Here is a 22,694-nt window from a genome sequence, read left to right as displayed (position 1 = left end):
CCTCCCGGAGAGCCCAGAGAAGAGCCAATTGTAACGTCAATCCAATAGATGTGTCCGGAACCAGGAGATCATTCGCTCGCTCCGGTCGATCCGGCGGTCCAGGCGGGCGGTGTGGGCCAGGGAGTGGTCGGAGTCGGGGTAGAGCACGTACTCGACCGTCCGGCCGAGGCGGCGCAGGGCGACGAACAGCTGCTCGGCGTCGGACGGCGGGCAGCGGTAGTCCTGCTCGCCCTGGAGGATCAGCAGGGGGGCGGTGATGTTCGCGACGTGGCGCAGGGGGGAGATCTTCCAGAGGTGGTCGACGCCTTCGGGGGTCCACACCTCGCCGAGCCCGGAGTCCACGTCGTAGATCGCGCCGAGATCGCAGGCGGCGAAGCCGGAGACCTGGTTGGTGACGCCGTTCTGGCTGACCGCCGCCGCGAAACGGCCGGAGGTGCCGACCAGCCAGTTGGTCAGGAAGCCGCCGTAGGAGTTGCCGTAGCAGCCGATCCTGGCGGGGTCGGCGAGGCCGCGGGCGACCAGGGCGTCCAGGACGGTGTGGCAGTCCTCCGCGTCGGGTTCGCCCCAGTCCGCGCCGAGGGCGGCGCCGAAGGCGTACCCGCGGTGGAAGGAGCCGCGAATATTGGGGCGGACGACCAGGAAGCCGGCGGCGGCCAGGAGTAAGGCGTCGGCGTCGGGCTCGACCGGCCAGGCCCAGGCGGGGCCGCCGTGGATCATGAGGACGACCGGGAGCGGCCGGTCGGCGGGCGGGCCGGTGAGGAAGACCTGGATTCCCTCGATTTCGAGTTCCCGCTGAACCGGGCGATCGAAGGCGGACAGGAAGACCGCGCCTGAGCGGAGCAGGAGTTCCGGGTCGGCGTCCGGGCGTAGCCGGTACAGGTCGGGGCGGGCCGCGCCGCTGAGGGTGGCGATCGCGCACACCACGCCGCCGCCCTCGGCCAGCGCGTGCACGACGGGGTCGAGCCGGGCGGGCGTCAGGTCCACGATCCCGTCGCCGGTCACCCGCTGGGCGAGTTCCCGGCCGTTGTCGCAGGTGACCGTGAGGCGTTCGTCCGTGGTCGGGGCCTGGCCGGAGAAACGGTCGAGGTGGCCGGTCAGCGAGACGGGGGAAATAGCCGGGTGTGTGTGCCAGAGCTGTTCGTTCTCGAAGTCGGTCGGGCGGCGCGACGGCGCGGCGACGCAGACGACGCTTCCGTCCGGGTCGTAGGAGAACCGGGTGACCGGGCCCGCGACCCGGCCGGCCGGGGTGATCGGGCCGCCGGCCAGCGGAACCTCGTACACCTGCGGATTCGGGTCGATGTCCGCGTCCGGCCCGGGATCGGCGATGAAGCCCGCCTTCGTCCCGCAGGGCGCGACGCGGAGGGCGGACGCCCACCATTCGCCGGAGGTCAGGCGGGTCGTGGTCCCGTCGGGCCCGACCAGGTGCAGGTGGGTGGGGTGCAGGCGCAGGCCGTGGCCGTCCTCGCGCCAGTCGAGGCGGCGGATCACCCGGGCGGTCGACTTCCCGCTCATGATCGGGGAATCCGGATCGGGGGCGAGCACGATGAAGGACGAGCCGTGCCAGGCGTAGTCCGTGACACCGCGCGGGAACGAAGTGACCTTGGTCGCCGGGCCGCCGGACGACGGGCGGGTATGGAGCTGATCTTTGAACAGGTAGGCCAGCGTGCGCCCGTCCGGGGAGAAGCGCGGCAGCGACGCCTCCGGCGCGATCACGGTCGAACCGGTCCCGGGAATCGGCACGGTCAGCAGCCGATGGTGTTCCTTGCCGCGTAGCACGCGCCGTTCGACGACGGCCACGGCCGACCCGTCCGGTGCGACGTCCAACTCTGTCAGCAGCCGATCGGCCGCCAGATCCTGCGGGCGCATTCGCATACCCCTTCGCTCAGAGTTGGAGCGTAGTGAATGACTATTGCCAAGGTAAAGAGTGCTGTGTTTGAGTGGCGAATCAGGAAAGGGGCTCCGATGACGGACAAGGCGCTGCGGTGTGCGCGGCTGGTGGACGTGGCCGCGGGGCGGGTGCTCGACGATCAGCTGATCGTGATCGACGGGGAGCGGGTGGCCGAGGTCCGGCCCGCGGGCGCGCCCTTCGACGGCGAGCTGATCGACCTGGGCGACGTCACCGTCGCGCCCGGCCTGATCGACCTGCACACCCATCTGGTCGGGGTGGCGGCCTGCGGCGACTACGCGCAGGAGCTCAAGTTCAGCGCCGCCCAGCAGACCCTGGCCGGGGTGCCGAACGCCCGCGACACCCTGATGGCCGGTTTCACCACCGTCCGCGACGTCGGCACCTTCCGGGCCTTCCTCGACGTCGCCCTCCGGGACGCGATCGACGCCGGGCACATCCCCGGGCCGCGGATGGCCGTTGCCGGGGCGTACATCACGGTCAAGGGCGGCGGCGGCATGGTCACCGGCCTCGCGCCCGACATCGAACTGCCGCGTGAGTTCCGGTTCGGCCAGACCTCCGGTGTGGACGACATCAGGGAACGCGTCCGCGAGATCATCTACAACGGCGCCGACCTGATCAAGCTGATCGCCACCGGCGCGGTGCTCGCCAACGGCACCGTCCCCGGCGCCCCCGAGCTCACCGAACCCCAGATCCGCGCCGCCGTCGAGGAGGCCGCCTGGTACGGCCGCCACGTCGCCGCCCACGCCCACGGCGCGGAAGGCATCAAACGCGCGATCCGGGCCGGCGTCCGCTCGATCGAGCACGCCTGCTTCCTCGACGACGAGGGCGTGGAGCTGATGGCCGCGCACGGCACCTACCTGTCCGCCGACATCTGGTGGGCCGACTGGATCAGCGAGACCGGCCCGTCCCAGGGCTACGACGCCGAACAGCTCCGCAAGAACGACGAGACCGCCGAAGCCCAGCGGGTCGCCTTCGCCAAGGCCGTGAAAGCCGGGGTCAAGATCGGGTTCGGCACCGACGCGGGGGGTTTCCCGCACGGCCTCCAGGGCCGCCAGCTGGCCACCATGGTCGAGTACGGCATGACCCCCGTGGCCGCCCTCCGCGCCGCCACCCTGACCAGCGCCGAGTGCATGGGCTGGGAGGACCGGGTGGGCTCCCTCGCCCCCGGCAGGTACGCCGACCTGATCGCCATCCCCGGAGCCCTAGACATCACGAAATTTCAGGACGTGCCCTTCGTGATGAAGGGCGGCACGGTCGTCAAGAACGAGCTCGGGTGAACCGCTCGTATCTGGCCGGCATCGCCGCACTGGTCAGCGTCACCGCTATCTGGGGTTCCACCTTCCCGCTGACCAAGGACCTGCTGCTGCGGCTGCCCGTGGCCGACCTGTTCGTGGTGCGCTTCGCGATCGCGGCCGCCGTGCTGGTGGCGATCCGGCCGAAGGCGCTGGTCGGGCTGGCCGGCCGTACCTGGCTGACGGGCGTCGCCCTCGGCCTGGTGTACGGCGCCGCCCTCGTGGTGCAGACGTTCGCGCTGATCGAACTGCCGTCCTCGGTCTCCGGCTTCGTCACCGGGTCCTACCTCGTGCTGACCCCGCTGCTGGCCTGGGTCTGGACCCGAGCGGTCCCGGAGCGCAGGACCTGGCTGGCCGTGGTCCTGGCCACCGCCGGAATGGCGGCGTTCACGCTGCTCAGCGGCGGCGGCACCGGCGGCGTCATCGAAGCGGGCCCGGTCGCGCTCACCCTGCTCTCCGCCGTCCTGTACGCGGTGCACATCGTCGCGCTCGGCCGCTGGTCCACCCCGGCCGAGGCCTACCCGCTGTCGATCATCCAGATCCTCACCCTGACCGTGATCATGGGCGTGGCCGCCGCGCCCGGCGGCGTGGCCCTGCCCGCCACCACCGGCGACTGGCTCGGCGTGCTCTACCTGGCCACCATCGCCGGCGCCTTCACCTTCCTGGCCCAGACCTGGGCGCAGGCGCACGTCCCGCCCACCGCGGCCGCCGTCGTCATCTCGGCGGAACCGCTGTGGGCCACCGGCTTCGCGTTCGCCCTCTACGACGAAACGGTCACCTGGCCCGTCCTCGTCGGCGGCGGTTGCGTGATCGCCGCGATGATCCTGGTCGCCTGGCCCCGGCGCGAGGCGACCGTCCCCGATTGGCTTCCTGAGGAGGCGACATGCCCCGCGTCCCCCGTACCGCCCTGCCTCTGACCGAGGAGCAGGCCGACGCCGTCAGGCTGGCCCGCGACTTCGCCGCCGCCGAGATCCGGCCGCGCGCCCGCCAGGTGGACGAGGCCGATCACGAGCTGCCCCGGGAGATCTGGGCCAAGGCCGCCGAGATCGGGCTCACCTCGTTCATGATCCCCGAGGAGTACGGCGGCGGCGGGGTGGCCGATCTGGTCACCCAGTGCCTGGTGCAGGAGGAGCTGTGCCACGGCGACATCGCGATCGGGAACCTGGTCACCTCCAACGGGTTCTTCGCGGCGCCGGTGCTTGAACTCGGCAACGAGGAGCAGCGGAAACGGTTCCTGACCCCGCTGTGTTCGGCGACTCCGCCGCTCACGGCGCTGGCGACGACCGAGCCGGGGGTCGGCTCGGACGCGGCCGCGATCACCACCAGGGCGGTCAGGGACGGTGACCACTACCTGCTGACCGGTCAGAAGTCGTGGATCTCCAACGCGCCGTTCGCGGACTATTTCGTGGTCTTCGCGACGGTCGCCCCGGGGACGCGGTCGAAGGGTGTCACGGCGTTCGTGGTGGAGCGGGGGACGCCGGGGCTGACCATCGGCAAGCCGATGCCGAAGATGGGCCAGCGCGGGATCGCGTGCGCGGAGCTGTTCCTGGACGGTGTCCGGGTGCCGGTGGAGAACCGGCTGGGGGAGGAAGGTCAGGGGTTCTACGGGTTGATGCGGACGTTCGACGCGTCCCGGATCCTGATCGCTTCGGCTTGTACCGGGTTGTCCCGGGCCGCTTTCGATGCCGCCATGGCGTATGCGAAGGATCGCGAGCAGTTCGGCGTGAAGATTATCGAGCATCAGTCGGTGGCGTTCCGCCTCGCCGATATGGCCACGAAGACTGATATTTCGCGACTCGTGGCTATGCGGGCGGCGGAGCTGTACGACACCGGGGTGAGCGTCACCGAGGAGGCGGCAATAGCGAAGCTGACCGCGTCGGAGAACGCCATGTGGTGCACCTGGGCGGCCGTGCAGACCCACGGCGGCTGGGGCTACTCGCGTGAGTTCCTGGTCGAGAAGTGGATGCGCGACGCCAAGCTGGAGGAGCTTGAGGAAGGCACCTCCGACATCCAGCGACTGATCATCTCCCGCGCCCTGGCCCGCGCATGACCACCGCCGCACAGGCGCTGGCGCTCACCCTCACCGCCCACGGCGTCGACACCGTCTTCGGCATCCCCGGCACCCACAACCTCGCCATCTACCAGGCCCTGACCGAAGCCGGCGTGCACTGCGTCACCACCCGTCACGAGCAGGGCGCGGGCTACGCCGCCGACGGTTACGCCCGCGCCACCGGCCGCCCCGGCGTCGTCCTCACCACGACCGGCCCCGCTGTGCTCAACGCCGCCACCGCGCTCGCCCAGGCCTACTCCGACTCCTCGCCGATCCTGCTGATCTCGCCAGGAGTCCCGCTCGCCCACCCCCGCCTCGGCCGCGGCTACCTGCACGAGGCCAAGGATCAGTCCCGCGCCCTGGACTCCCTCTGCGCCTGGAGCCACCGCGTCACCTCCCCCGGCGAGCTCCCCGCCGCCCTCGCCCGCGCCTTCACCGCCTTCACCGAGGGCCGCCCCCGCCCGATCCACCTGGAAATCCCGGTCGACCTCCTCGACCTCCCCACCGACGTCCCCCCGGCCTCTCCGCTCACGGTTCCGCCCCGCGCCCCCGACCCCGCCGCCGTCACCTCAGCCGCCACCCTGCTCGGTACGGCCCGCCGCCCCGCGATCGTCCTCGGCGGCGGCGTGCACCACTCCCGCGCCGGAACCCTCGCCCTGACCCTGGCAGAACGCCTCGGCGCGCCGATCGTCACCACCGCCAACGGCAAGGCCGCCGTCCCCGAGTCGCACCCCCTCGCCCTCGGCGCGACCCTGCACCTGCCGTCCGTCCAGACCTGGCTCGCCGGCCGCGACGTCGTCCTCGCCGTCGGCACCGAACTGGCCCCCTCTGACCTGTGGGCCGACGACTTCCGCCTGACCGGCCGGCTGATCAGAATCGACGTCGACCCGGCCCAGATGCACGGCGACCACCCCGCCACGATCCCGATCGTCGCCGACGCGACTTCGGCCCTGGACGCACTGCTCGCCCAGGTGACCGCCCGCCCGACCCCACCGGAACGCCCGCCCCTGGAGCCGGACCTGGCCCGGCTCGCGTCGCGCTGGGCGCCGGAACTCAAAGCCATCAGGGACGCGCTCCCCGCCGACGCGATCGTCGCCGCCGACAACTCGATGTTCTGCTACTACGGCGCGCTCGGCGCGCTGCCCATCGACCCGCCCGGCCGGTTCCTCTACCCGACCGGCTTCGGCACCCTCGGCTTCGCGCTCCCCGCCGCCATCGGCGCCAAGGTCGCCCGCCCGGACACGCCGGTCGCGGTGCTCGCCGGGGACGGCGCGTTCCAGTTCAGCGTCCAGGAACTGGCCACCGCGGTCGAACTCGGCCTCCCGATCCCCATCGTGATCTCCGTCAACGGCGGCTACGGCGAGATCAGGGCGGAGATGCTGGCCCGCGGCATGGCGCCCGTCGCGGTCGACCTGCACACCCCCGACTTCGCCGCCGTCGCCGACGCGTACGGAGCCTGCGGGGTCGCCGTGGACACGCCTGAACAGCTGAGTGAGGCGGTCGGGAAGGCGCTGCGCGCGTCCGGGCCCACCGTGATCGTTTTGAGGGAGGCGCGATGACGCGCGAGCCGTACCTGAAGGTGACCTGGACCGACGAGGTGACCGGGCGGCCGGGCTACCTGGTGATCGACCGGCTGGGCCGGGGGGTGAGCAGCGGGGGGCTGCGGATGCGGTCCGGGGTGACGCTGGCCGAGGTCGCCGATCTCGCGCTGGGGATGAGCCGCAAGGAGGCGCTGGCGTACGAGCCGGGCCTGCGTTACCAGCCGCTGGGCGGGGCGAAGGGCGGGATCGACTGCGATCCGCTCGACCCCGGCGCGGACGGGATGCTGCGGCGCTACATCGGCGCGATGAAGCCGCTGCTCCAGACGTACTGGGCGACCGGGGAGGATCTGGGGTTGCGGCAGGAGTCCATCGAGGCGGCCTGCCACGAGGCGGGGCTGCGCACCTCGATCGACGCGGTGCTGCCGCTGCTCGCCGATCCTGACGCCGCGCTGCGCGGCCTCGACCAGGCTTTCGCGGTGACCGTGGACGGGATCGGGCTGGGCGACCTGGCCGGCGGCTGCGGGGTGGCCGAGGCGGCGCTGACCGCCCTCGACCTGGTGCTCCCCGACCGTCCCGCGACGGCCGTGATCCAGGGGTTCGGATCCATGGGCGGCTCGACCGCGCGCTTCCTGGCCCGCGCCGGCGTCCAGGTGGTCGGCATCGCCGACACCGAGGGCCTGGTCGCCAACCCGGACGGCCTGGACGTGGAGACGCTGCTGCTCACCCGCGACGAACACGGCCGCATCGACCGTTCCCGGCTGCGCGCCACCGACGAGAAACTGCCCAGAGACGCCTGGCTCGACCTGGACTGCGACGTGCTCGTCCCGGCGGCGGTGTCGTACGCGATCGGCGTCGCGGAGGCGTCCCGGGTGACGGCGAGCCTGATCGTGGAAGCGGCCAACTCCCCGGTGACGCCGGAGGGCGAGGCGCTGCTGCGGGACCACGGCGTGCTGGTCGTGCCGGACGTCGTGGCCAACTCCGCCACCAACTCCTGGTGGTGGTGGACGCTGTTCGGCGACATCCCCGCCGACGCCGACGCGGCCTTCGCCAAGATCCGCTCCTGGATGCGGCGTGTTGTCACCGAGGTCCTCACCGAGGCCGCAAGTACCGGCAGGCCGCCCCGCGAGATCGCCCACGCCCTCAGCGAGCGCAACATGGAACCCCGGTGAACGGCCTGTTCGACCCGCGGTCCGTGGCGGTGGTCGGCGCTTCTGACGACCCGGCGAAGTGGGGCTACTGGCTGGCCAAGGGCGCCCTGCGCGGAGCCGCCCGGCGGGAGGTGTATCTCGTCAACGGCCGCGCCGACCGGGTCCAGGGCCGCCGCTCCCACCGGCGGCTGGCCGATCTCCCGGAATCTCCGGAACTGGTCGCGATCGTCACGCCGCCCGCCTCCTTCGCAGCTGTCGTCGAAGACGCCCTCGCCGCGGACGCGCGCTACCTCGTCGGCATCACGGCCGGAGTCGACCGGGCCTATCCCGGCGGCCACGCCGTCCTGGCCGCGCGGGTCCGCGCCGCCGGAGCCCGCCTGCTCGGCCCCACCTGTATGGGCGTGTACGACGGCGCGGCCGGACTCGCCCTCACCTGGGGATCCCTGACCCCGGGCCCGATCGGCGTGGTGTCCCAGAGCGGTTCGGTCGGCCTCGAAATCGGCTACCTGGCCACCCGCGCCGGGCTCGGACTGTCCCGGTTCGTCTCTGTCGGCGCGCAGGCCGACCTCACCACCGCCGACCTGCTCGACCCGGTGATCACCGCGCCGCACACCCGCGTCGTCATCGTCTACCTGGAGGACCTCTCCCTCGGCCGGTCCCTCATCACCCTCGCCGACCAGGCCAGGGCCCTCGGCAAGCGGATCATACTGCTGGCCGTGGGCGGCTCAGCGGCGGGCGGGCGCGCGGTCGACTCGCACACCGGCGCGCTGGCCACCCCCGACACCGCCGTGGACGCGCTCTGCGACGCGGCCGGCGTCATCAGGGTGCACACCCCGGCGCAGGCCGTGCACGCCGCCCGGATCTGCCTGACGGGCGCTCTGCCCGCGCGGCCCCGGCTCGCGGTCGTGGCCGACAGCGGCGGGCAGGGGGCCCTCGCGGCCGAGTTCGCGGAACGCGCCGGAATCGAGGTGCCCGCGCTTACCCCGGGAACCGTCGAAACGCTCGCGAGACTGCTGCCCGAGGACGCGGGCCTGTCCAATCCGATCGATCTGGCCGGAGCCGGAGAAGCCGATCTAAGGATTTATCCGCGCGTGGCACAAGTCGTCGCCACAGAGGTGGACGTAGTTCTTTTAACGGGATATTTCGGTGCATACGCGGCGGATAGTCCGGCGTTGCGTGACGCCGAGGAGGCTGCCGCCCGCGAACTGCTCGGCGTGCCGTGCCTGGTGCACGCGATGCGGACCGACGGCCCGGCGGCGGACGTGCTCCGCGACGGCGGCGTCCCCGTCTTCGACCGCGTCGACGACCCGATCGGCGCACTCGCCGCGTACTGCCGCGCCGACGACGGAATCCGCCCCGAACAGATCCATTCGCCCCCCGGCGGCGAACCCGCCGACCTCCGGTCGATCCTGGCCGCAGAAGGCGTCGTGTTCCCCGACGGCGGCTTCGCGGCCACCCCCGAGGAGGCCGCGGCACTGGCCGCAGGGCTCGGCGGGACCGTGGTGCTCAAGGCGGTCGGGCCCGCCCACAAGACCGAGGTCGGGGGAGTCGTGCTCGGGCTCACGTCGGCGCAAGCCGTACAGGCCGGGGCGGCGGAGATGGCCGGGCGGCTGGACCTGGACGGGTTCTGGGTGGAGCGGCAGGCCGCGAGCGGGATTGAGCTGATCGTCGGGGCCCGCCGGGATCGGCACCTGGGGGTGCTGGTGACCGTGGGCAGCGGCGGCGTGCTCGCCGAACTGGTCGCCGACACCGCGACCGCGCTCGGCCCGCTCGACCACGCCGGCGCGCTGCGGCTGCTCGGCCGGACGAAGGCGGCCAGGCTGCTGGACGGCTGGCGTGGCGCGCCGCCGTGCGACCTGGACTCGGTGGCCCGCGCGGTGGTGGCCGTCGGGCGGGTCCTCGCGGCCCGTCCGGACCTCACCGAACTGGAGGTCAACCCCCTGCTCGCCAGGCCCGGGGAAACGCTCGCCCTTGATCTTCTTGCAACACTCGGCGGCCGGTAAAGAGTCGGCTGGGGAGGGTGTTTCGCGATACTGTCAGGGCGGCAGCGCGTTCATGCGTCTCTGCGTCTCTCTGTGTACCTGAGGCCGGGCTGCGCTTAATCTGAAACCAACCGGGTAACGCATGGAGACGCTTGTGCCTGAGATTTGCGACGTCGCCATCGTCGGTGGCGGAGTGATCGGCAGTGCGATCGCCTATGAGCTCGGTGCCCAGGGCCGGCGCGTGATCCTGGTGGACGCCGCGGAAGACCTGGGTCTCGGCGCGTCCGACGCCGCCATGGGCGGCATCCTCACCCAGACCGAGACCGCCTGCCTCGGCCCCCTGAGCAGCGTCATCCGCCGCAGCCGCGACCTGTACGAGCCGTGGCTGGACCGGCTCAGGAAGGTCTCCGGCGTCGAGGTGCACGTGCTCGGCGGCGGCGACATCCAGGTGGCCCTGGACCGCGAGGAGCTGGACCGGCTGCTCAGCGAGGTGCTGCCGCGCTGGCTGGAGGCCCCCTTCGAGGTCCGCCAGCTGACCGCCGCGGAAGCCCGCGACCTGGAGCCGCTGCTCAGCGACCGGGTGGTCGGCGCGTTCCTGCTGCACGAGGAGCTCGCCCTGGACCCGCGCGAGCTGATGGTCGCGCTGCGCCGCACCCTGGCCCGCTCCCCGGTCACGCTCAAGCTCAGCACCCGGGTGGTCCGCGTCGACTCCGGCCCCGCCTGCGCAGAGGTCGAGCTCCAGGACGGCACGGTGATCCAGGCCGGCACCGTCGTGGTCGCCGCCGGCTACCAGAGCGGCAAGCTGCTCCCCGCACTCGCCGAGCTGATCTTCCCGATCAAGGGTGAGGCGTTCGACCTCCGCCCGCCCGGCTTCACCGGCTACCCGCTCAACCACCACGTCTTCGCCGAGATCCAGGACGGCGAGGAACGCGGCTACCCCTACCTGGTGCCCCGCCACGACGGCCGGGTGGCCGTCGGCGTCACCTACGAGGAGCACGTCTACGACGCCACGCCCACCGCCAAGGGCCTGCAGTCGATCCGTTCCTGGATCGGCACGCTGATGCCGGCTACCGCGGACTGGCGGCTGGAACGCCACTGGGGCGGCCTGCGCCCGGCCAGTCCGGACCACGTCCCGATCATCGGCTACCTGGACGAGCACCGGCGGCTGATCGCCGCGACCGGCCACTCCGGCCTCGGCGTGACCCTGGCCCCGGTGACGGCGGAACTGGTGGCCGACCTGGTCCACGACCGTACGGCCGACCCGGAGGTGCGGGAGCGGCTGCGGATCTGCAGCCCGGAGCGGGACTTCACGGCGGCAGCTCTGTCGCCAGCTCCCACAGCTCTCTGAACCGTTCGATCCGCTGCCGCACCCGGGGCCGCTCCAGGATCAGCAGCGTCCGTACGAACGTGTGGGTGACCAGCTCGCCCACCGACAGCGTGTTGGACGCCATGATCTCGTAGCTGACCACGCCGTCGAAGACGATGAAGTCGTCCACGCCGAGCGCCGAGGTGAGCTGGCCCGCCGTGAGCACCCGCACGTCCACGCCGGCCGTCACGTGCATCCTGCTGATCTGCTGGAACGTCTCGGACTTGAGCCGCTCCTGGGTGTCGACGTAGAAGATCCGGCGGATCCGCACCCCCGCCTTGGCCCGCTCCCGCTGGATCTCCAGATACCGCTGGCCGGCGTCGGTGATCCAGAATCCGCCGTCGAACTCGCCGGGCCCCTGGTCCACCACCGCCAGGCTGAGCGCGTCGATGCTGCGCTCCACGTTGCGGGCCAGGCCGAGCAGCCAGTCCCGGTCCTCGCCCTCGTAGGTGACGTCGCCCTCGCCGAGCTCGCGCAGCAGAGTGGAGATCCGCTCGATCTCGGTCTGCGCGAACCGCTGCACCAGCGTCGGCATCTCCTTGTCCACGCCGGTGGCGTTGCGGACCAGCTGGGTGACCAGGTCGATCTGCACGGCCGACTGCTCGACCAGGCCGAACAGCTCGGTGGCCTCGTCGATCCTGGACAGCCCTTCGCGTAACTCGTGCCGGGTCGCGTCGTTCTGTTTCTCCACGGTGATCAGGTGCTGCACCACGAACGCCACCGAGGCCGCGAACAGCGAGATGAGGATGCTCCACATCTGGCCGGTGTTCATGTCGCCGTTCTGGAACAGCTCGGAGAGTCCCCAGACGATGCCGCCGAAGACGAAGCTGATGAGGATCTTCACAAACGAGGGATTGAGGGTTTCGACATCGAACTTCGGCTTCTTATCGGCCATGAATCATCCGTTTGTCTCGCGCAGGAGGGCCAGGGTGTTGACCGCGAGCTGGTCGCGTACCCGCTCGACGAGGGACTGCCACTGCCGGGAGAAGCCGGGCGTGCGCTCCAGGTTCTCCCACAGCGGGGCGAGCGACGGGTGGATCCTCGCGCCGGGCATCCACAGGTGCAGCAGCGTGTCGACGGCCGGCGCGAGCCGGGCCGAGACCTCGGGGCGGGACGCGCCGCCGATGCGGGCCCGCTGGACGATCGTCAGCAGGGCGGTCAGTAGCCAGTCGTGCAGCGCCAGGTCCTCGCACAGGTCCACCACGGCCGGGGAGAACTCGCCGTGATGGGTGAGGCGGAGCGTGCGCCCGGTGCTCTCACCGAGGATGAAGTGCACACCCGGCTCACCGGTCTCGGCCACCCAGCGGAGCCGGGTGCGGTCACTGCGGAAGGGCGCGCGCAGGTCGAGCAGAGCGGACTCCTGGACCACGTCCATGAACCGGTCGCTGACCGAGCCGAGATCCAGCTGCTCCCCGGGCGGCCCGAAGGCCAGGAACCCGCCGGCCAGGTCGGGCGCGGACACCTTGCCCAGCACCTCGACCACGCCGGGCCTGGCCAGGTAGTGGGACCACGGCAGCCGGTGATTGACCTCGCCGCGCACCACCCGGACGTACGAGGAACCCTGCAGGATCCGGCCGCCGGTGATCGTGGCGCGGGAGACCAGGGTGCCGACGCCGCGGATCCTGGCGTTGGACGCCGACGGCAGCCGGCAGTCCACACCGGTGAGCAGGTCGGGCGAGACCGCGTACACGATCGGCCGCCGGGACATCCGGACCCGCTCGCCGGCGAGCAGCCCGAGCACCGTCTGGTGATCCCGTTCCTCGATCTCCGCCGAGTTCTGCAGCAGCCCGGTACGGACTTCCCCCATGATCAGCATGTCGCCCCCGACCCCGAGACCAGGACGGCTCAGAGAAAGACGTAGGAGATTCGGTCGACGAGCTCTTCTTCGAGCCGGAGATCCTCGTCGGTGCTCCGGCTGAGAACCTGCTTGAGGACTTCCTCGTCCACCGAGACCTGGCTGAGAATCGTGCGCACAGCCAGCTCCACCTGCAGGAACCGGGTCGACAGAACGGACATGGTCGTGTACGCGCTGAACGGCGTAGCCGACTTGTTCAACTTCACCACCGGCGGCAGCTCGTCCCAGTCCCGGGGGAATCCCCCGTCGACCTGCACCGGCTGCACCGGCAGCCGCCCTTCGTTGCGCAGCAGCCCGAGCCGGAGCAGCTGCCACACCGCGGCCAGGAACGGGCACGACCAGGTGCGCCCGCGGTTGTCGTCGTTCCAGAGTTCGACGTCCACGAAGATGGAGTGGCCGCGCTTGGCGTTCTGGGTGGGCGGCTCCCACCGGATCTGCGGTTTCATCGCCTGGCCGGCCCCGGCCACCGGCGACCGGGTGCCGTTGGCCAGCCAGCCGGTCTCGTGCGGCGGCGGGCGCCAGCTGTGGGTGCCGGGCGGCGGGTCGGGCACCAGCCGGTCCTCCACCAGCTTGGCCAGCTTCACGCCGTCCGCCTCCGCGCACGCAGACTCCCTGGCCAGGTAGTCGATGACCAGGTCGTTCTCGGCGGCGGCGTCCAGGATCATCGGGACCAGCTCGTCGGGCGTGCTGAACCGGCTGAAGTAGTCGTCGATCAGGAAGCAGGTGCTGATCCGGGCCCGGCCGCCCGGGGTGCGGTTCTGCCAGCTGCGGCGGACCGTCTCCAGCCAGGGCGCGACCATGGCGAACTGCTGCCTGAGCCGGTCGGGGCCGGCCTGGAAGTCCTCCATGTAGAGGTGGCCCAGCTCCACCGAGACGTGCGACAGCGGCCCCGACTTGATCTGGCGTTCGGCCGTCACCTCGCTGAAGGACGTCACAGACCCTCCCACGCGGTGTCGTCGACGATCTTCTTGGCCAGGTCGTCGAAGGCGAACACGGTCTCCGCGTTGGCGATCTCGGTGCCCGCCACGTCCTCGTCGGAGATCAGCTGCTCCCGCCACTGCAGGACCGGGTCGAGCGGCACCTTGCCGAGCATGGTGGTGAGGCCGACGCCGTTCCTGGTGGCCAGCTCGCGCAGCTCCCGGTCGATCTCGTTCAGCCAGGAGCGCTGGGCCGGGCGCAGGTGGGCGAAGTCGCCGGAGCCGAGTTCCAGCACCGCGGTGCGGACGAACCTGATCCGGTCGGTCAGCGCGCCGGGGTCGTGGCCATACTCCCGGCCCACGTCGAGCAGCCCGTGCTCGCCCTTGACCAGGCCGTTGGCCGCGATGATGTGCTGCCGGGTCCAGCGGTGGAAGACCAGCCAGCGGGCCGGGATCTTGGGCAGCTGGGCGGTGGCGGCCAGCGCCAGGTGGGCGGCGAAGGAGCGGCCCGCGCTCAGATCCACCATGATCAGGTCGAACTGCTCGTGCAGCTTGGCGAACAGGCGGACGCAGCGTTTGAGCATCTCGGCGTCGAAGGTGGCGAACTCGCCGCCGCCCTGGTCGCCGGGGAGCAGGACCATCTGGCCGGCTCCGGCGGGCTTGGCGCGGATGGTGTCCCGGTCGGACTCGGTCCACACGTCGATCCGGCTGGGTTCGGTGATCTCGCCCTGCAGGTAGCGGTGCATGCCGCCCCTGGTGGTGCCGCGCGAAGCGGTGCTGACCCGGAAGATCGCGCCGACGGTGGGGGAGCCGAAGTCGAAGTCGAGATAACAGACGTCCTGTCCCTGCAGCGCCCGCCGGTAGACGATGTTGCTGCTGGTCACCGACCGTCCGGTGCCACCCTTGTCGGAGATGGCGAACACAAGCATCGCTACATCGCCTCCGAGGCGTTCTCACGGGCCGCGGCGAGCTGGTCGAGTTCGAGCAGGGCGTTGCTGATCAGGGCGACCGCGCTGGCCGGGCGCTCGCCCATGATCGCTCTGGCCCGGTTCAGCCGGGTGGCGATGGTGGTGATGTTGGACGGCGCGCCCATCCGGGTCCGGACCGGCCGGATCACCTGCTCCCGGTTGAGCAGGTGCTCGGCCTCGGCCAGCAGTTCGCCGGCCAGGTCGACCAGCTGCTGGCTGCGCAGCGGCGGTTCGCGCGAGGTGAGGGCCAGGGTGACCATGAACTCGACGATGCGCTCGGTGAAGTACCAGGAGACCGAGTCGGCCTCCTCGATGACGTCGTCGAAGGCGTTCGCCGGGTTGTCCCACAGGCCCTTGAGCGGCAGCTGGGTGAAGCGGCGGCTCTGGATGTGCGCCCAGATCTGGTCGGCCAGGCTGTGCAGGCGTTCCCTGGTCCGGTTGCTCTGGGTGATCGACGCCACCCAGATGGTCCGTTTGAGCAGCGTGATGGCGAAGTCGGAGACCTGCCAGATCAGCTGCGGGCCCAGCTCCTCGGTGCCGAGCAGGGTGACCTTGACGCCGGGGGAGTGCAGCGCGATCGCGCTCGCGTCGGTCTCCACCGGGCGGCGGGTGATCCGGGCGCTTCTGGCCAGCTCCTCCAGCACGCCGGCCACCCGGCCGAGGTCGACGTCACCGGCCCGGGTGCGGACCAGGTACTGCACCACCATGGCGGTGACGCCGAGGCTGTAGTAGTCGGACTCCTTGCCGTCGGTGGTCCGCCACGGGATGTCCTCCAGCGGCCAGCGGCCCTTGCCGAAGGTGGCCACGGTCCGCCAGTAGTTCTGGGTGATGTCCCAGCGGCGCTGCAGCGCGTTGGCCAGCTGCTGCTGGTCGTCGTCGAGCAGGCCGAGCACGCGGGTCCGCTCCGACCACAGGTCCACGACGCCGACCAGCGCGTTCACGGTGAAGTAGAGGTAGGGGATCTCGGGCGCCACACCCTTGACCTGCTCGCCCACCTTCAGGTCGGTGACCACCTCGGGGGCGTCCTTCACCACCCCCCACGCCCAGCCGCACTCGAAGAGCAGGTTGGGGTTGTCCAGGTCGACCTGCGACCCGGAGCCGATGGTCAGGTCGCGCAGCCCCGCCCTGACCTCCTCCAGCGCGCTCTGCAGATCGTCCTGGACGCGCCGCTCGTGCACCTTGGACTGGTTGGCGGTGCGCAGCAGCGCCTGGCCCTGGGAGGAGTGCGGCTCGAAGACGTTGACGGTGAAGCTGCGCAGCAGGCCGACCATCGCGGCGGAGAGCCGGGTGTTGGCCCGGTTCTCCAGGTCGCGGATCTTGCTCCGCAGGTCCTGCCGGGTGACGCTCCGCCGGAACACCTTGAGGAAGCCCAGGGTGCCGAGCATCAGCGTGACGCTCATGGAGTAGGAGTCGACCACGTCGAGCTTGCGCTGCTCGTCGGTGACCGCGTCGCCCGAATCGGCCGGCAGGAAGTAGGTGTCCCCGCCGAAGAGGGGCCGCCCGTCCGGATCGGTGTAGGCGGTCAGGTACGCCTCAAGCAGCGCGAGCATCCGTTTCGGGATCTCGACGCTGTCCCCGATCGCGGCCAGCGCGGCCAGCACGTCGTCGGAGGTGGCGTCCGGAGTGTCCAGCCGGAATTCGGGCAACTCCGAGGCCGGATACATGAAACAGAGCAGCTGCTCGGCGTCGGAAATGGAGTTGGCGCCCTGCCGGCCGCCCCAGCGCCACTCCTTGCCCTGGAACGAGGCCCGGGCGGCGGCTTCCCAGATCTCGAGGAGTTGCTGACGGGGTTGGAGTTTCACGCGGTCCCCCTGTACGACGTGCCGCGGCCCCCGGGCGGCGGCTTTTCATTCGTGCACAGTGAAAATGCTTCTACCTCATGGACAATACCTGGAATTCGGCGGCGGCGAAGGCTTCGGCGAGGTCGTACACTGGCTCTCCGACCGGCGTATCCTTAGAACAGAGGAGCCCGTTCGTCAAATCCGACAAATGTACGCGAAAGACACATCATGGCCTATACGGGGAAGATTCTTGTCACGGGTTCGGGAATCGACCTGACGTTGCTGGGCCCATTGGAAGAGGCCGGAAACAATATTGTCGCCCGGCCGAAACTCCTTTCTCCCGCCGAGCTCAAGGCCGAGCTCCGGGACGCGGTCGCCTATCTGCACGGCGGCGAGGAGTATGCCTCCGGCGAGGCGCTCAGCACGGCCGAGCTGCTGAAGATCGTGGCCTTCATGGGCATCGGATACGAGAGCTTCGTCGACGTGGACGCCGCCAAGGAGCACGGCCTGCGGGTCACCTGGACGCCGGCGCGGCGGCCCGACGCGGTCGCGGTCTTCACCCTGGGTCAGATCATCTACGCCAACCTCGGGATCCGGGACCGGCTGGACGAACGGCATCCGCCGCAGTGGACGGCCGCCACGCCGATGCCCAGCGAGCTGTCCGCCCAGCGCGTCGGCATCGTCGGGCTCGGCTCGATCGGCACCCGGGTGGCCGAGCTGCTGACCGCGGTCGGCTGCCGGGTCGCCTATCACAGCCGCACCAGGAAGCTGGCCGAGGGCGGGCTGGGCCTGACCTACCTCGGCCTGCACGAGCTGGCCGCCTGGTCGGACATTCTGGTGGTGCTGCTGCCGGAGAGCCAGAGCACGCTGAATATCATTGACGCGTCGGTATTCGCCCAGATGCGAAAAGGGTCAATTCTTATCAATACCGCCAGGGCCGTCCTGGTCGAGCCGGTGGCGCTGGCGAATGCGCTCCGGGACGGCACAATCGCGGTCGCGGCGATTGACGGGCATTATCGTGACGAATCGGTGAACGACGCGTTGAGGGCCGAGTTCGGGCCCCGGCTGCTGTGGACCGCGCACGTCGCCGCGCACACCAGGCAGTCAATGGCGGCAATGGTGGAACAGGCGGTGCAGTCGGTGCTCAAGGCACTGGACAACGCGCCGGACGAGAACGTGGCGGTCGGTCACTAAGCGTGCGTTTCGGTTTGCCAAAAACAATGTGACCTTGTCAGGTCACCGTCGCATAAATATACGATAGAGCTGAACCAGCCATTTTCCCGAGAAGCCCAGGGCGTATCTGGATTGGGGTGGATGTGACGGCGACGGGGGCGAGTGTACTCGTCGAGGCTCTGTCTCTCCATGGGGTGGAACTCGTCTTCGGCATTCCCGGCACGCACAACGTATCGATCTACGCCGAACTCGCCGCGCGCGGCGTCCGGCTGGTCACCCCCCGGCACGAGCAGGGCGCCGGGTACGCGGCCGACGGATACGCGCGCGCCACCGGCCGCCCCGGCGTGGTGCTGACCACGACCGGGCCGGGCGTGATCAACGCGGCGACGGCGCTGGCGCAGGCGTACTCGGACTCGATTCCGATGTTGCTGATCTCGCCGGGGGTGCCCACCGACCATCCCCGGCTGGGGCGGGGTTACCTGCACGAGAGCAAGGACCAGTCGGGCGCGCTGCGGGCGCTGTGCGCGTGGAGCCATCGGGTGAGCTCGGTCCGGGAGATCCCGGCGGCGGTGGCCAGGGCGTTCGGGTTCTTCGCCGAGGGCCGGCCGCGGCCGGTGCACATCGAGATCCCGCATGATCTGCTGGCCGCCGAGGGGTCGGTGACGTTCGCCGAGCCGTACCGGATCGTGGCGCGGGAGCCCGATCCCGCCGCGCTGGACGCGGCGGCGCTGCTGCTGCGCGGCGCGGCCCGGCCCGGGATCGTGCTGGGCGGGGGCGTGCAGTGCCCGCCAGGACAGGAGGCGGGGGCGCTGGCGCTGCGGCTGGCCGAGCGGGTCGGGGCGCGGATCGTGACCACGGTCAACGGCAAGGGGGTCGTGCCGGAGAGCCACCCGCTGGCGCTCGGCACGGTGCTGCACCTGGCGGGCGCCCGGAGCTGGCTGGCCGGCTGTGACGTGGTGCTGGCGGTCGGCACCGAGCTGGGCCCTGCCGATCTGTGGGTGGAGGACTTCGCCCTGGGCGGGCGGCTGATCCGGGTGGACGTCGATCCGGGGCAGATGCACGGCGATCACGTCGCGGACGTCCCGGTGGTGGCCGACGCCGGCCGCGCGCTGGCCGGCCTGCTCGACCGGATCCGGCCGCCGGACGCCGCCCGCGCGCCGGGCCCCGACCTGGCCAGGGAGCTGGCCGAGCTGTCCCGCCGCTGGGAGGGCACCCTGGACGCGCTCGGCCGGGCGATGCCGCCGGACCCGATCGTGGTGGGCGACAACTCGATGATGGTCTACCACGGCGCCCTGCTCAGCCTGGCGCTCGACCCGCCGGCGCGTTTCCTGTTTCCCGCCGGTTACGGCACGCTCGGCTACGCGCTGCCCGCGGCGATCGGCGCCAAACTGGCCTGCCCCGGCCGCCCGGTCGTCGTGCTGACCGGCGACGGCGCCCTCCAGTTCTGCCTCCAGGAGCTGGCCACCGCCGTGGCCGAGCAGCTCAGCCTGCCCATCGTGGTCTCCGACAACGGAGGCTACGGCGAGATCCGCGACGAGATGCTGCGGCAGGACATGACCCCCGTCGCGGTCGACCTGCCGGGCCCCGACCTGCTCCAGCTGGCCGCCGCCTACGGCGTCGCGGCCTGCCGCGCCGACACCCCGGAGGAACTGTTCAAGGCCCTGGTGGAGGCCCTGGAGCACCCACTGCCCACGCTGATCGTCGTCCGCGAGTCATAGCCGCGCGTCCAGCGGCTGCTCCACCAGCCGGGACCGCTGCTCGATGTCGGTCCAGATCAGCCGGAACGCCGACACCAGGTCGCCGCGCGGATCGGAGACCGCCAGCTCCTGCCAGATCCGCAGATTCCGCTTCTCGTCGTCGTACTCCAGCAGCTGCAGAATCAGCGTGGTCTCATCAATGATGATGAACTTTAACGGCATTCGCTTCGCCGCCACGAAAAGCGCGACTCGCGGCCCCTTCTCCCGGCGTAACCGCACCATTTCCTGGCAGTGTTCCCTGACGGACTCGGTGGTCGCGTGCCGGAACGGCTCCGCCATGTCCTCCACCTGGATGATCCGCTTGTACACCAGCGACGATGAATCCTCCTCCACGTGCGCCACCAGCGAATCGAAGAACGTACGCGAATATTCTTCGGGAAGCGCGGACGTGGGCCAGTGCCCGCCCTCGGAGAGCACGTCCAGCACCAGCAGTTCCTTCTGGGCGGACAGGAAACGCTGGGCGGTCCTGTCATCCTCCATCCGGCCCAGCTGGGCGATCTCGGCGAGCATCACCCGGTCCACGCTCAGGCCGTACTGCTGGGAGACCATCTCGATCTGCAGCGACAGATCCTGCTTCAGGGCGGTGAGCTGGCCGGCCAGCGTGTGCGCGGACTTGTCGTGGGCGAGCAGCATGGCGAAGAGACCGACGGCCATGAGCGAGACCACGATGCCGATGGCACCCAGAATCTGGGACTCGGTCTGGAGCAGGACGTCCGCCATCCCGCCCAGCACGGCCCCGGCGATCGCGCTGAAGACGGCCAGGGTAATAGGCCGCCACAACCGTTGAAACATTTCGCTGCCTGCCCGGGGAGGTGACTGATGCGATTTGTTTCTATTGTGGCAGACGGCGTAATTCCGCAGAAAGATTTGAAGAATCGCGGTAATTAGGAGCGGGCCGAATCAAAGCAATTGGTCGGGTTCCAGGCCCAGCTCGGTGGCGGCGGCGGCTCTTACCAGTTCGAAGAGGCGGGTACGGGTGATCATTCGGCGGTGCACGGTGACCTGAACGGTCAGGCCGTCGATCAGGGACATCAGCCGCCAGGCCGCGCCCTCCGGGTCGGGGCACTTGAAGACGCCCTCGTCCGCCCCCGCCCGCAGGATCGACGCCAGCGCGTCCTTCCAGCGCAGGTCCAGCGCCCGGGACACGTCCTCCAGGGCCGGGTTGCGCATCGACTCCGACCAGGCGTCGATCCAGAGCGCCCAGGATTTGGACTTGCCGGTGGGGGAGTAGAGCTTGAGCATGGCCCGGAGTTTGTCCATCGGGCCGCCGGCCGAGTCCAGCAGGGCGGTCAGATTGTCCAGGTCGCGTTCCGCGGCGTAGCCGAAGGCCTGGGCGAACAGTTTGTCCTTGGTCTCGAAGTGGTAGAAGAGCAGCGCCTGGCTCACGCCGGCCGCCTGCGCGATGTCGACCGTGCGCGTGTGCCCGAAGCCCTGTGCCGCGATCACCTCGCACGCCACGCGGAGCAGGTCCTCCCGGCGCATGCGGCTAATTCCCCGTCCCACATCAAAACCCTAGCGTGCGATGGGGATTCGCAACACGAATCGAGCGCCGCGATTGCTGTCCTCGATGGTCAGGGTGCCGTGGTGGGTCTCGGCGATCTGCCGGGCGATGGCCAGGCCGAGGCCGGTGCCGCCGGAGTCGCGGCTGCGGGCGGCGTCCAGCCGGGTGAACCGCTGGAACACCAGATCGCGTTTGTCCGGCGCGATGCCGGCTCCGTCGTCGACCACCTCCAGCACGGCGGTGTCGTCGGAGTCCGACACGCGGATCGAGATCTCGGAGGCGGCGTGCCGCTCGGCGTTGTCGATCAGGTTGGTGATCAGGCGGGCCAGCCTGAGCCGGTCGCCGCGGACGATCACGCGGGGTTGCAGGCTGGTGAGCACGTTCACCCGGCGCCGGCGCCGGTTCGCCTCGGTGTCGGCCAGCCGCCCCAGGTCGATCGGGTCGGTGCGGCCCGGCGCCCGCGCGTCCAGCCTGGCCACCTGGAGCAGGTCGGTGACCAGCGCCTGGAGCCGGTCCAGGCTGCCCAGCAGGGCCTCGCCGGTGGACGGCCAGTCGGCGTCCTCCGGGTGCAGCAGCGCGCCCTCCACCTCGGCGCGCATCGCGGTGAGCGGGCTGCGCAGGTCGTGCGAGGCGTCGGAGGCGAACCGCCGCTGCTGCTCGACGGCCTGTTCCAGCCGGTCGAGTGTCCCGTTGACGGTCTCGGCCATCCGCCGTACCTCGTCCCGGAACTTGGGGACCGGCACCCGGTGGCCGAGGTCGGAGGCGGTGATGCTGGCGAGTTCCGCGCTGATCGCGTCCACGGAGGAGAGGGCGCGGCCGATCGTCCAGGACGCGCCGTAGCCGGTGATGGTGAGCACCAGCAGGGTGCCGCCGATGAGGGCGGCCAGTAACTGCGGATCCACATACCAGGGCACGGTGGGGTCGGCGGCGTAGATGATCCAGTCGCCGTCGGGCTGGTAGACCCGGAACGCGACCACGATCATGCAGCTGTCGGGGAAGTCGGGGCTGTCGCAGACCAGCTGGTCGGCCCGGACGATGGACTCGTCGGGCAGGAAGACCGCCATCGGCGGCTTGCCGTAGAGGTTGGCGGTGGAGGCGGCCACCGATCCGTCGGGTCTGATGACCTGGATGCCGGTGACGTCCTGGTCCGGGATGACGCCGTAAATCGTATCCCGCTTGACCAGGTGCACGGTCTTCAGCACGGCCCGGACCACCCGGTTGGTGTTGTAGTTGTACGCGAGATCGCGCACGCCGATGAGCGCGCTGACGCTGACGGCACAGCAGATCAGCGCCATCACGGCGCAGGCGATCAGTGTCAGCCGGGTCCTTACCGACCAGCTGTGCCATGTGCTCAACCGATTCCCCCCGAGCATCCAGGTGATCACACGTCGTGGCGGGATGGACACTCCCGAGAGTCAAAAATGGGCAAACGTGCCGCCTAGAGCAATGCTCTGGCG

At 70.6% G+C, this 22,694-nt stretch carries 18 protein-coding genes; 9 read left to right on the top strand and 9 right to left on the bottom strand.

What is annotated here, in order from left to right; all coding sequences use genetic code 11:
• Positions 1–36 precede the first annotated feature (36 nt).
• On the bottom strand, positions 37–1,866 hold the full coding sequence (locus Acor_RS03015) for a S9 family peptidase (protein WP_155334936.1): 1,830 nt from the start codon (positions 1,864–1,866) through the stop codon (positions 37–39).
• 96 nt (positions 1,867–1,962) lie between these two features.
• Here Acor_RS03015 and Acor_RS03010 point away from each other — a divergent pair, with 96 nt between their 5' ends.
• The 7 genes from Acor_RS03010 (at position 1,963) to Acor_RS02980 (ending at position 11,267) form a co-directional block, all read left to right on the top strand.
• Positions 1,963–3,183 carry a metal-dependent hydrolase family protein gene (locus Acor_RS03010; RefSeq protein ID WP_155334935.1) on the top strand — a complete coding sequence of 407 codons (1,221 nt, stop codon included), beginning with the start codon at positions 1,963–1,965 and terminating at the stop codon, positions 3,181–3,183.
• Entirely contained in the window at positions 3,180–4,115 is a 936-nt protein-coding gene (locus Acor_RS03005) for a DMT family transporter (RefSeq protein ID WP_155334934.1), read from the top strand. Before Acor_RS03010 ends, Acor_RS03005 begins: the two co-directional genes overlap by 4 nt.
• Positions 4,082–5,248 (top strand): acyl-CoA dehydrogenase family protein, encoded by a 1,167-nt coding sequence (locus Acor_RS03000; RefSeq protein WP_155334933.1) that lies wholly within the window; start codon positions 4,082–4,084, stop codon positions 5,246–5,248. The genes Acor_RS03005 and Acor_RS03000 overlap by 34 nt, the downstream gene beginning before the upstream one ends.
• A complete protein-coding gene (locus Acor_RS02995; RefSeq protein ID WP_155334932.1) occupies positions 5,245–6,807 on the top strand; it encodes a thiamine pyrophosphate-binding protein in 1,563 nt (520 codons plus the stop codon). Before Acor_RS03000 ends, Acor_RS02995 begins: the two co-directional genes overlap by 4 nt.
• Positions 6,804–7,958, top strand: coding sequence for a Glu/Leu/Phe/Val dehydrogenase dimerization domain-containing protein (locus Acor_RS02990; RefSeq protein WP_155334931.1), 1,155 nt, complete (start codon positions 6,804–6,806; stop codon positions 7,956–7,958). The genes Acor_RS02995 and Acor_RS02990 overlap by 4 nt, the downstream gene beginning before the upstream one ends.
• Complete coding sequence (locus Acor_RS02985) at positions 7,955–9,940, top strand: acetate--CoA ligase family protein (protein ID WP_170316766.1); 1,986 nt, start codon at positions 7,955–7,957, stop codon at positions 9,938–9,940. The genes Acor_RS02990 and Acor_RS02985 overlap by 4 nt, the downstream gene beginning before the upstream one ends.
• A gap of 133 nt (positions 9,941–10,073) precedes the next feature.
• Entirely contained in the window at positions 10,074–11,267 is a 1,194-nt protein-coding gene (locus Acor_RS02980; RefSeq protein ID WP_170316765.1) for an NAD(P)/FAD-dependent oxidoreductase, read from the top strand.
• On the opposite strand, the gene Acor_RS02975 is transcribed toward Acor_RS02980, so the two are convergent.
• The 5 genes from Acor_RS02975 to Acor_RS02955 are packed head-to-tail and all read right to left on the bottom strand — an operon-like array spanning position 11,227 to position 16,827.
• Positions 11,227–12,180 (bottom strand): phosphatidylserine/phosphatidylglycerophosphate/cardiolipin synthase family protein, encoded by a 954-nt coding sequence (locus Acor_RS02975; protein ID WP_155334928.1) that lies wholly within the window; start codon positions 12,178–12,180, stop codon positions 11,227–11,229. The two genes, Acor_RS02980 and Acor_RS02975, sit on opposite strands and share 41 nt — an antisense overlap.
• Before the next feature lie 3 nt (positions 12,181–12,183).
• Positions 12,184–13,101: an SCO2521 family protein gene (locus tag Acor_RS02970; RefSeq protein WP_155334927.1), complete on the bottom strand. Its 918-nt coding sequence runs from the start codon at positions 13,099–13,101 to the stop codon at positions 12,184–12,186.
• A 29-nt stretch (positions 13,102–13,130) separates the two neighbouring features.
• On the bottom strand, positions 13,131–14,075 hold the full coding sequence (locus Acor_RS02965) for an SCO2522 family protein (protein WP_170316764.1): 945 nt from the start codon (positions 14,073–14,075) through the stop codon (positions 13,131–13,133).
• Positions 14,072–14,986 carry an SCO2523 family variant P-loop protein gene (locus Acor_RS02960; protein WP_155334925.1) on the bottom strand — a complete coding sequence of 305 codons (915 nt, stop codon included), beginning with the start codon at positions 14,984–14,986 and terminating at the stop codon, positions 14,072–14,074. The genes Acor_RS02965 and Acor_RS02960 overlap by 4 nt, the downstream gene beginning before the upstream one ends.
• A 2-nt stretch (positions 14,987–14,988) precedes the next feature.
• Complete coding sequence (locus tag Acor_RS02955; protein WP_155334924.1) at positions 14,989–16,827, bottom strand: SCO2524 family protein; 1,839 nt, start codon at positions 16,825–16,827, stop codon at positions 14,989–14,991.
• A 207-nt stretch (positions 16,828–17,034) separates the two neighbouring features.
• Here Acor_RS02955 and Acor_RS02950 point away from each other — a divergent pair, with 207 nt between their 5' ends.
• Positions 17,035–18,000: an NAD(P)-dependent oxidoreductase gene (locus Acor_RS02950; protein WP_155334923.1), complete on the top strand. Its 966-nt coding sequence runs from the start codon at positions 17,035–17,037 to the stop codon at positions 17,998–18,000.
• Between the two features lie 173 nt (positions 18,001–18,173).
• Positions 18,174–19,697: a thiamine pyrophosphate-dependent enzyme gene (locus Acor_RS02945; RefSeq protein ID WP_246238376.1), complete on the top strand. Its 1,524-nt coding sequence runs from the start codon at positions 18,174–18,176 to the stop codon at positions 19,695–19,697.
• On the opposite strand, the gene Acor_RS02940 is transcribed toward Acor_RS02945, so the two are convergent.
• The 3 genes from Acor_RS02940 to Acor_RS02930 form a co-directional block, all read right to left on the bottom strand.
• Positions 19,692–20,528 (bottom strand): hypothetical protein, encoded by an 837-nt coding sequence (locus Acor_RS02940; protein ID WP_170316763.1) that lies wholly within the window; start codon positions 20,526–20,528, stop codon positions 19,692–19,694. The two genes, Acor_RS02945 and Acor_RS02940, sit on opposite strands and share 6 nt — an antisense overlap.
• A gap of 108 nt (positions 20,529–20,636) precedes the next feature.
• Positions 20,637–21,218, bottom strand: coding sequence for a TetR/AcrR family transcriptional regulator (locus Acor_RS02935; protein WP_155334921.1), 582 nt, complete (start codon positions 21,216–21,218; stop codon positions 20,637–20,639).
• Between the two features lie 30 nt (positions 21,219–21,248).
• Positions 21,249–22,592 (bottom strand): sensor histidine kinase, encoded by a 1,344-nt coding sequence (locus tag Acor_RS02930; RefSeq protein WP_246238375.1) that lies wholly within the window; start codon positions 22,590–22,592, stop codon positions 21,249–21,251.
• Between the last annotated feature and the right edge of the window lie 102 nt (positions 22,593–22,694).

This window comes from Acrocarpospora corrugata, assembly GCF_009687845.1.
GTDB lineage: Bacteria > Actinomycetota > Actinomycetes > Streptosporangiales > Streptosporangiaceae > Acrocarpospora > Acrocarpospora corrugata.
This window is presented reverse-complemented; position numbering and strand designations above follow the sequence as displayed.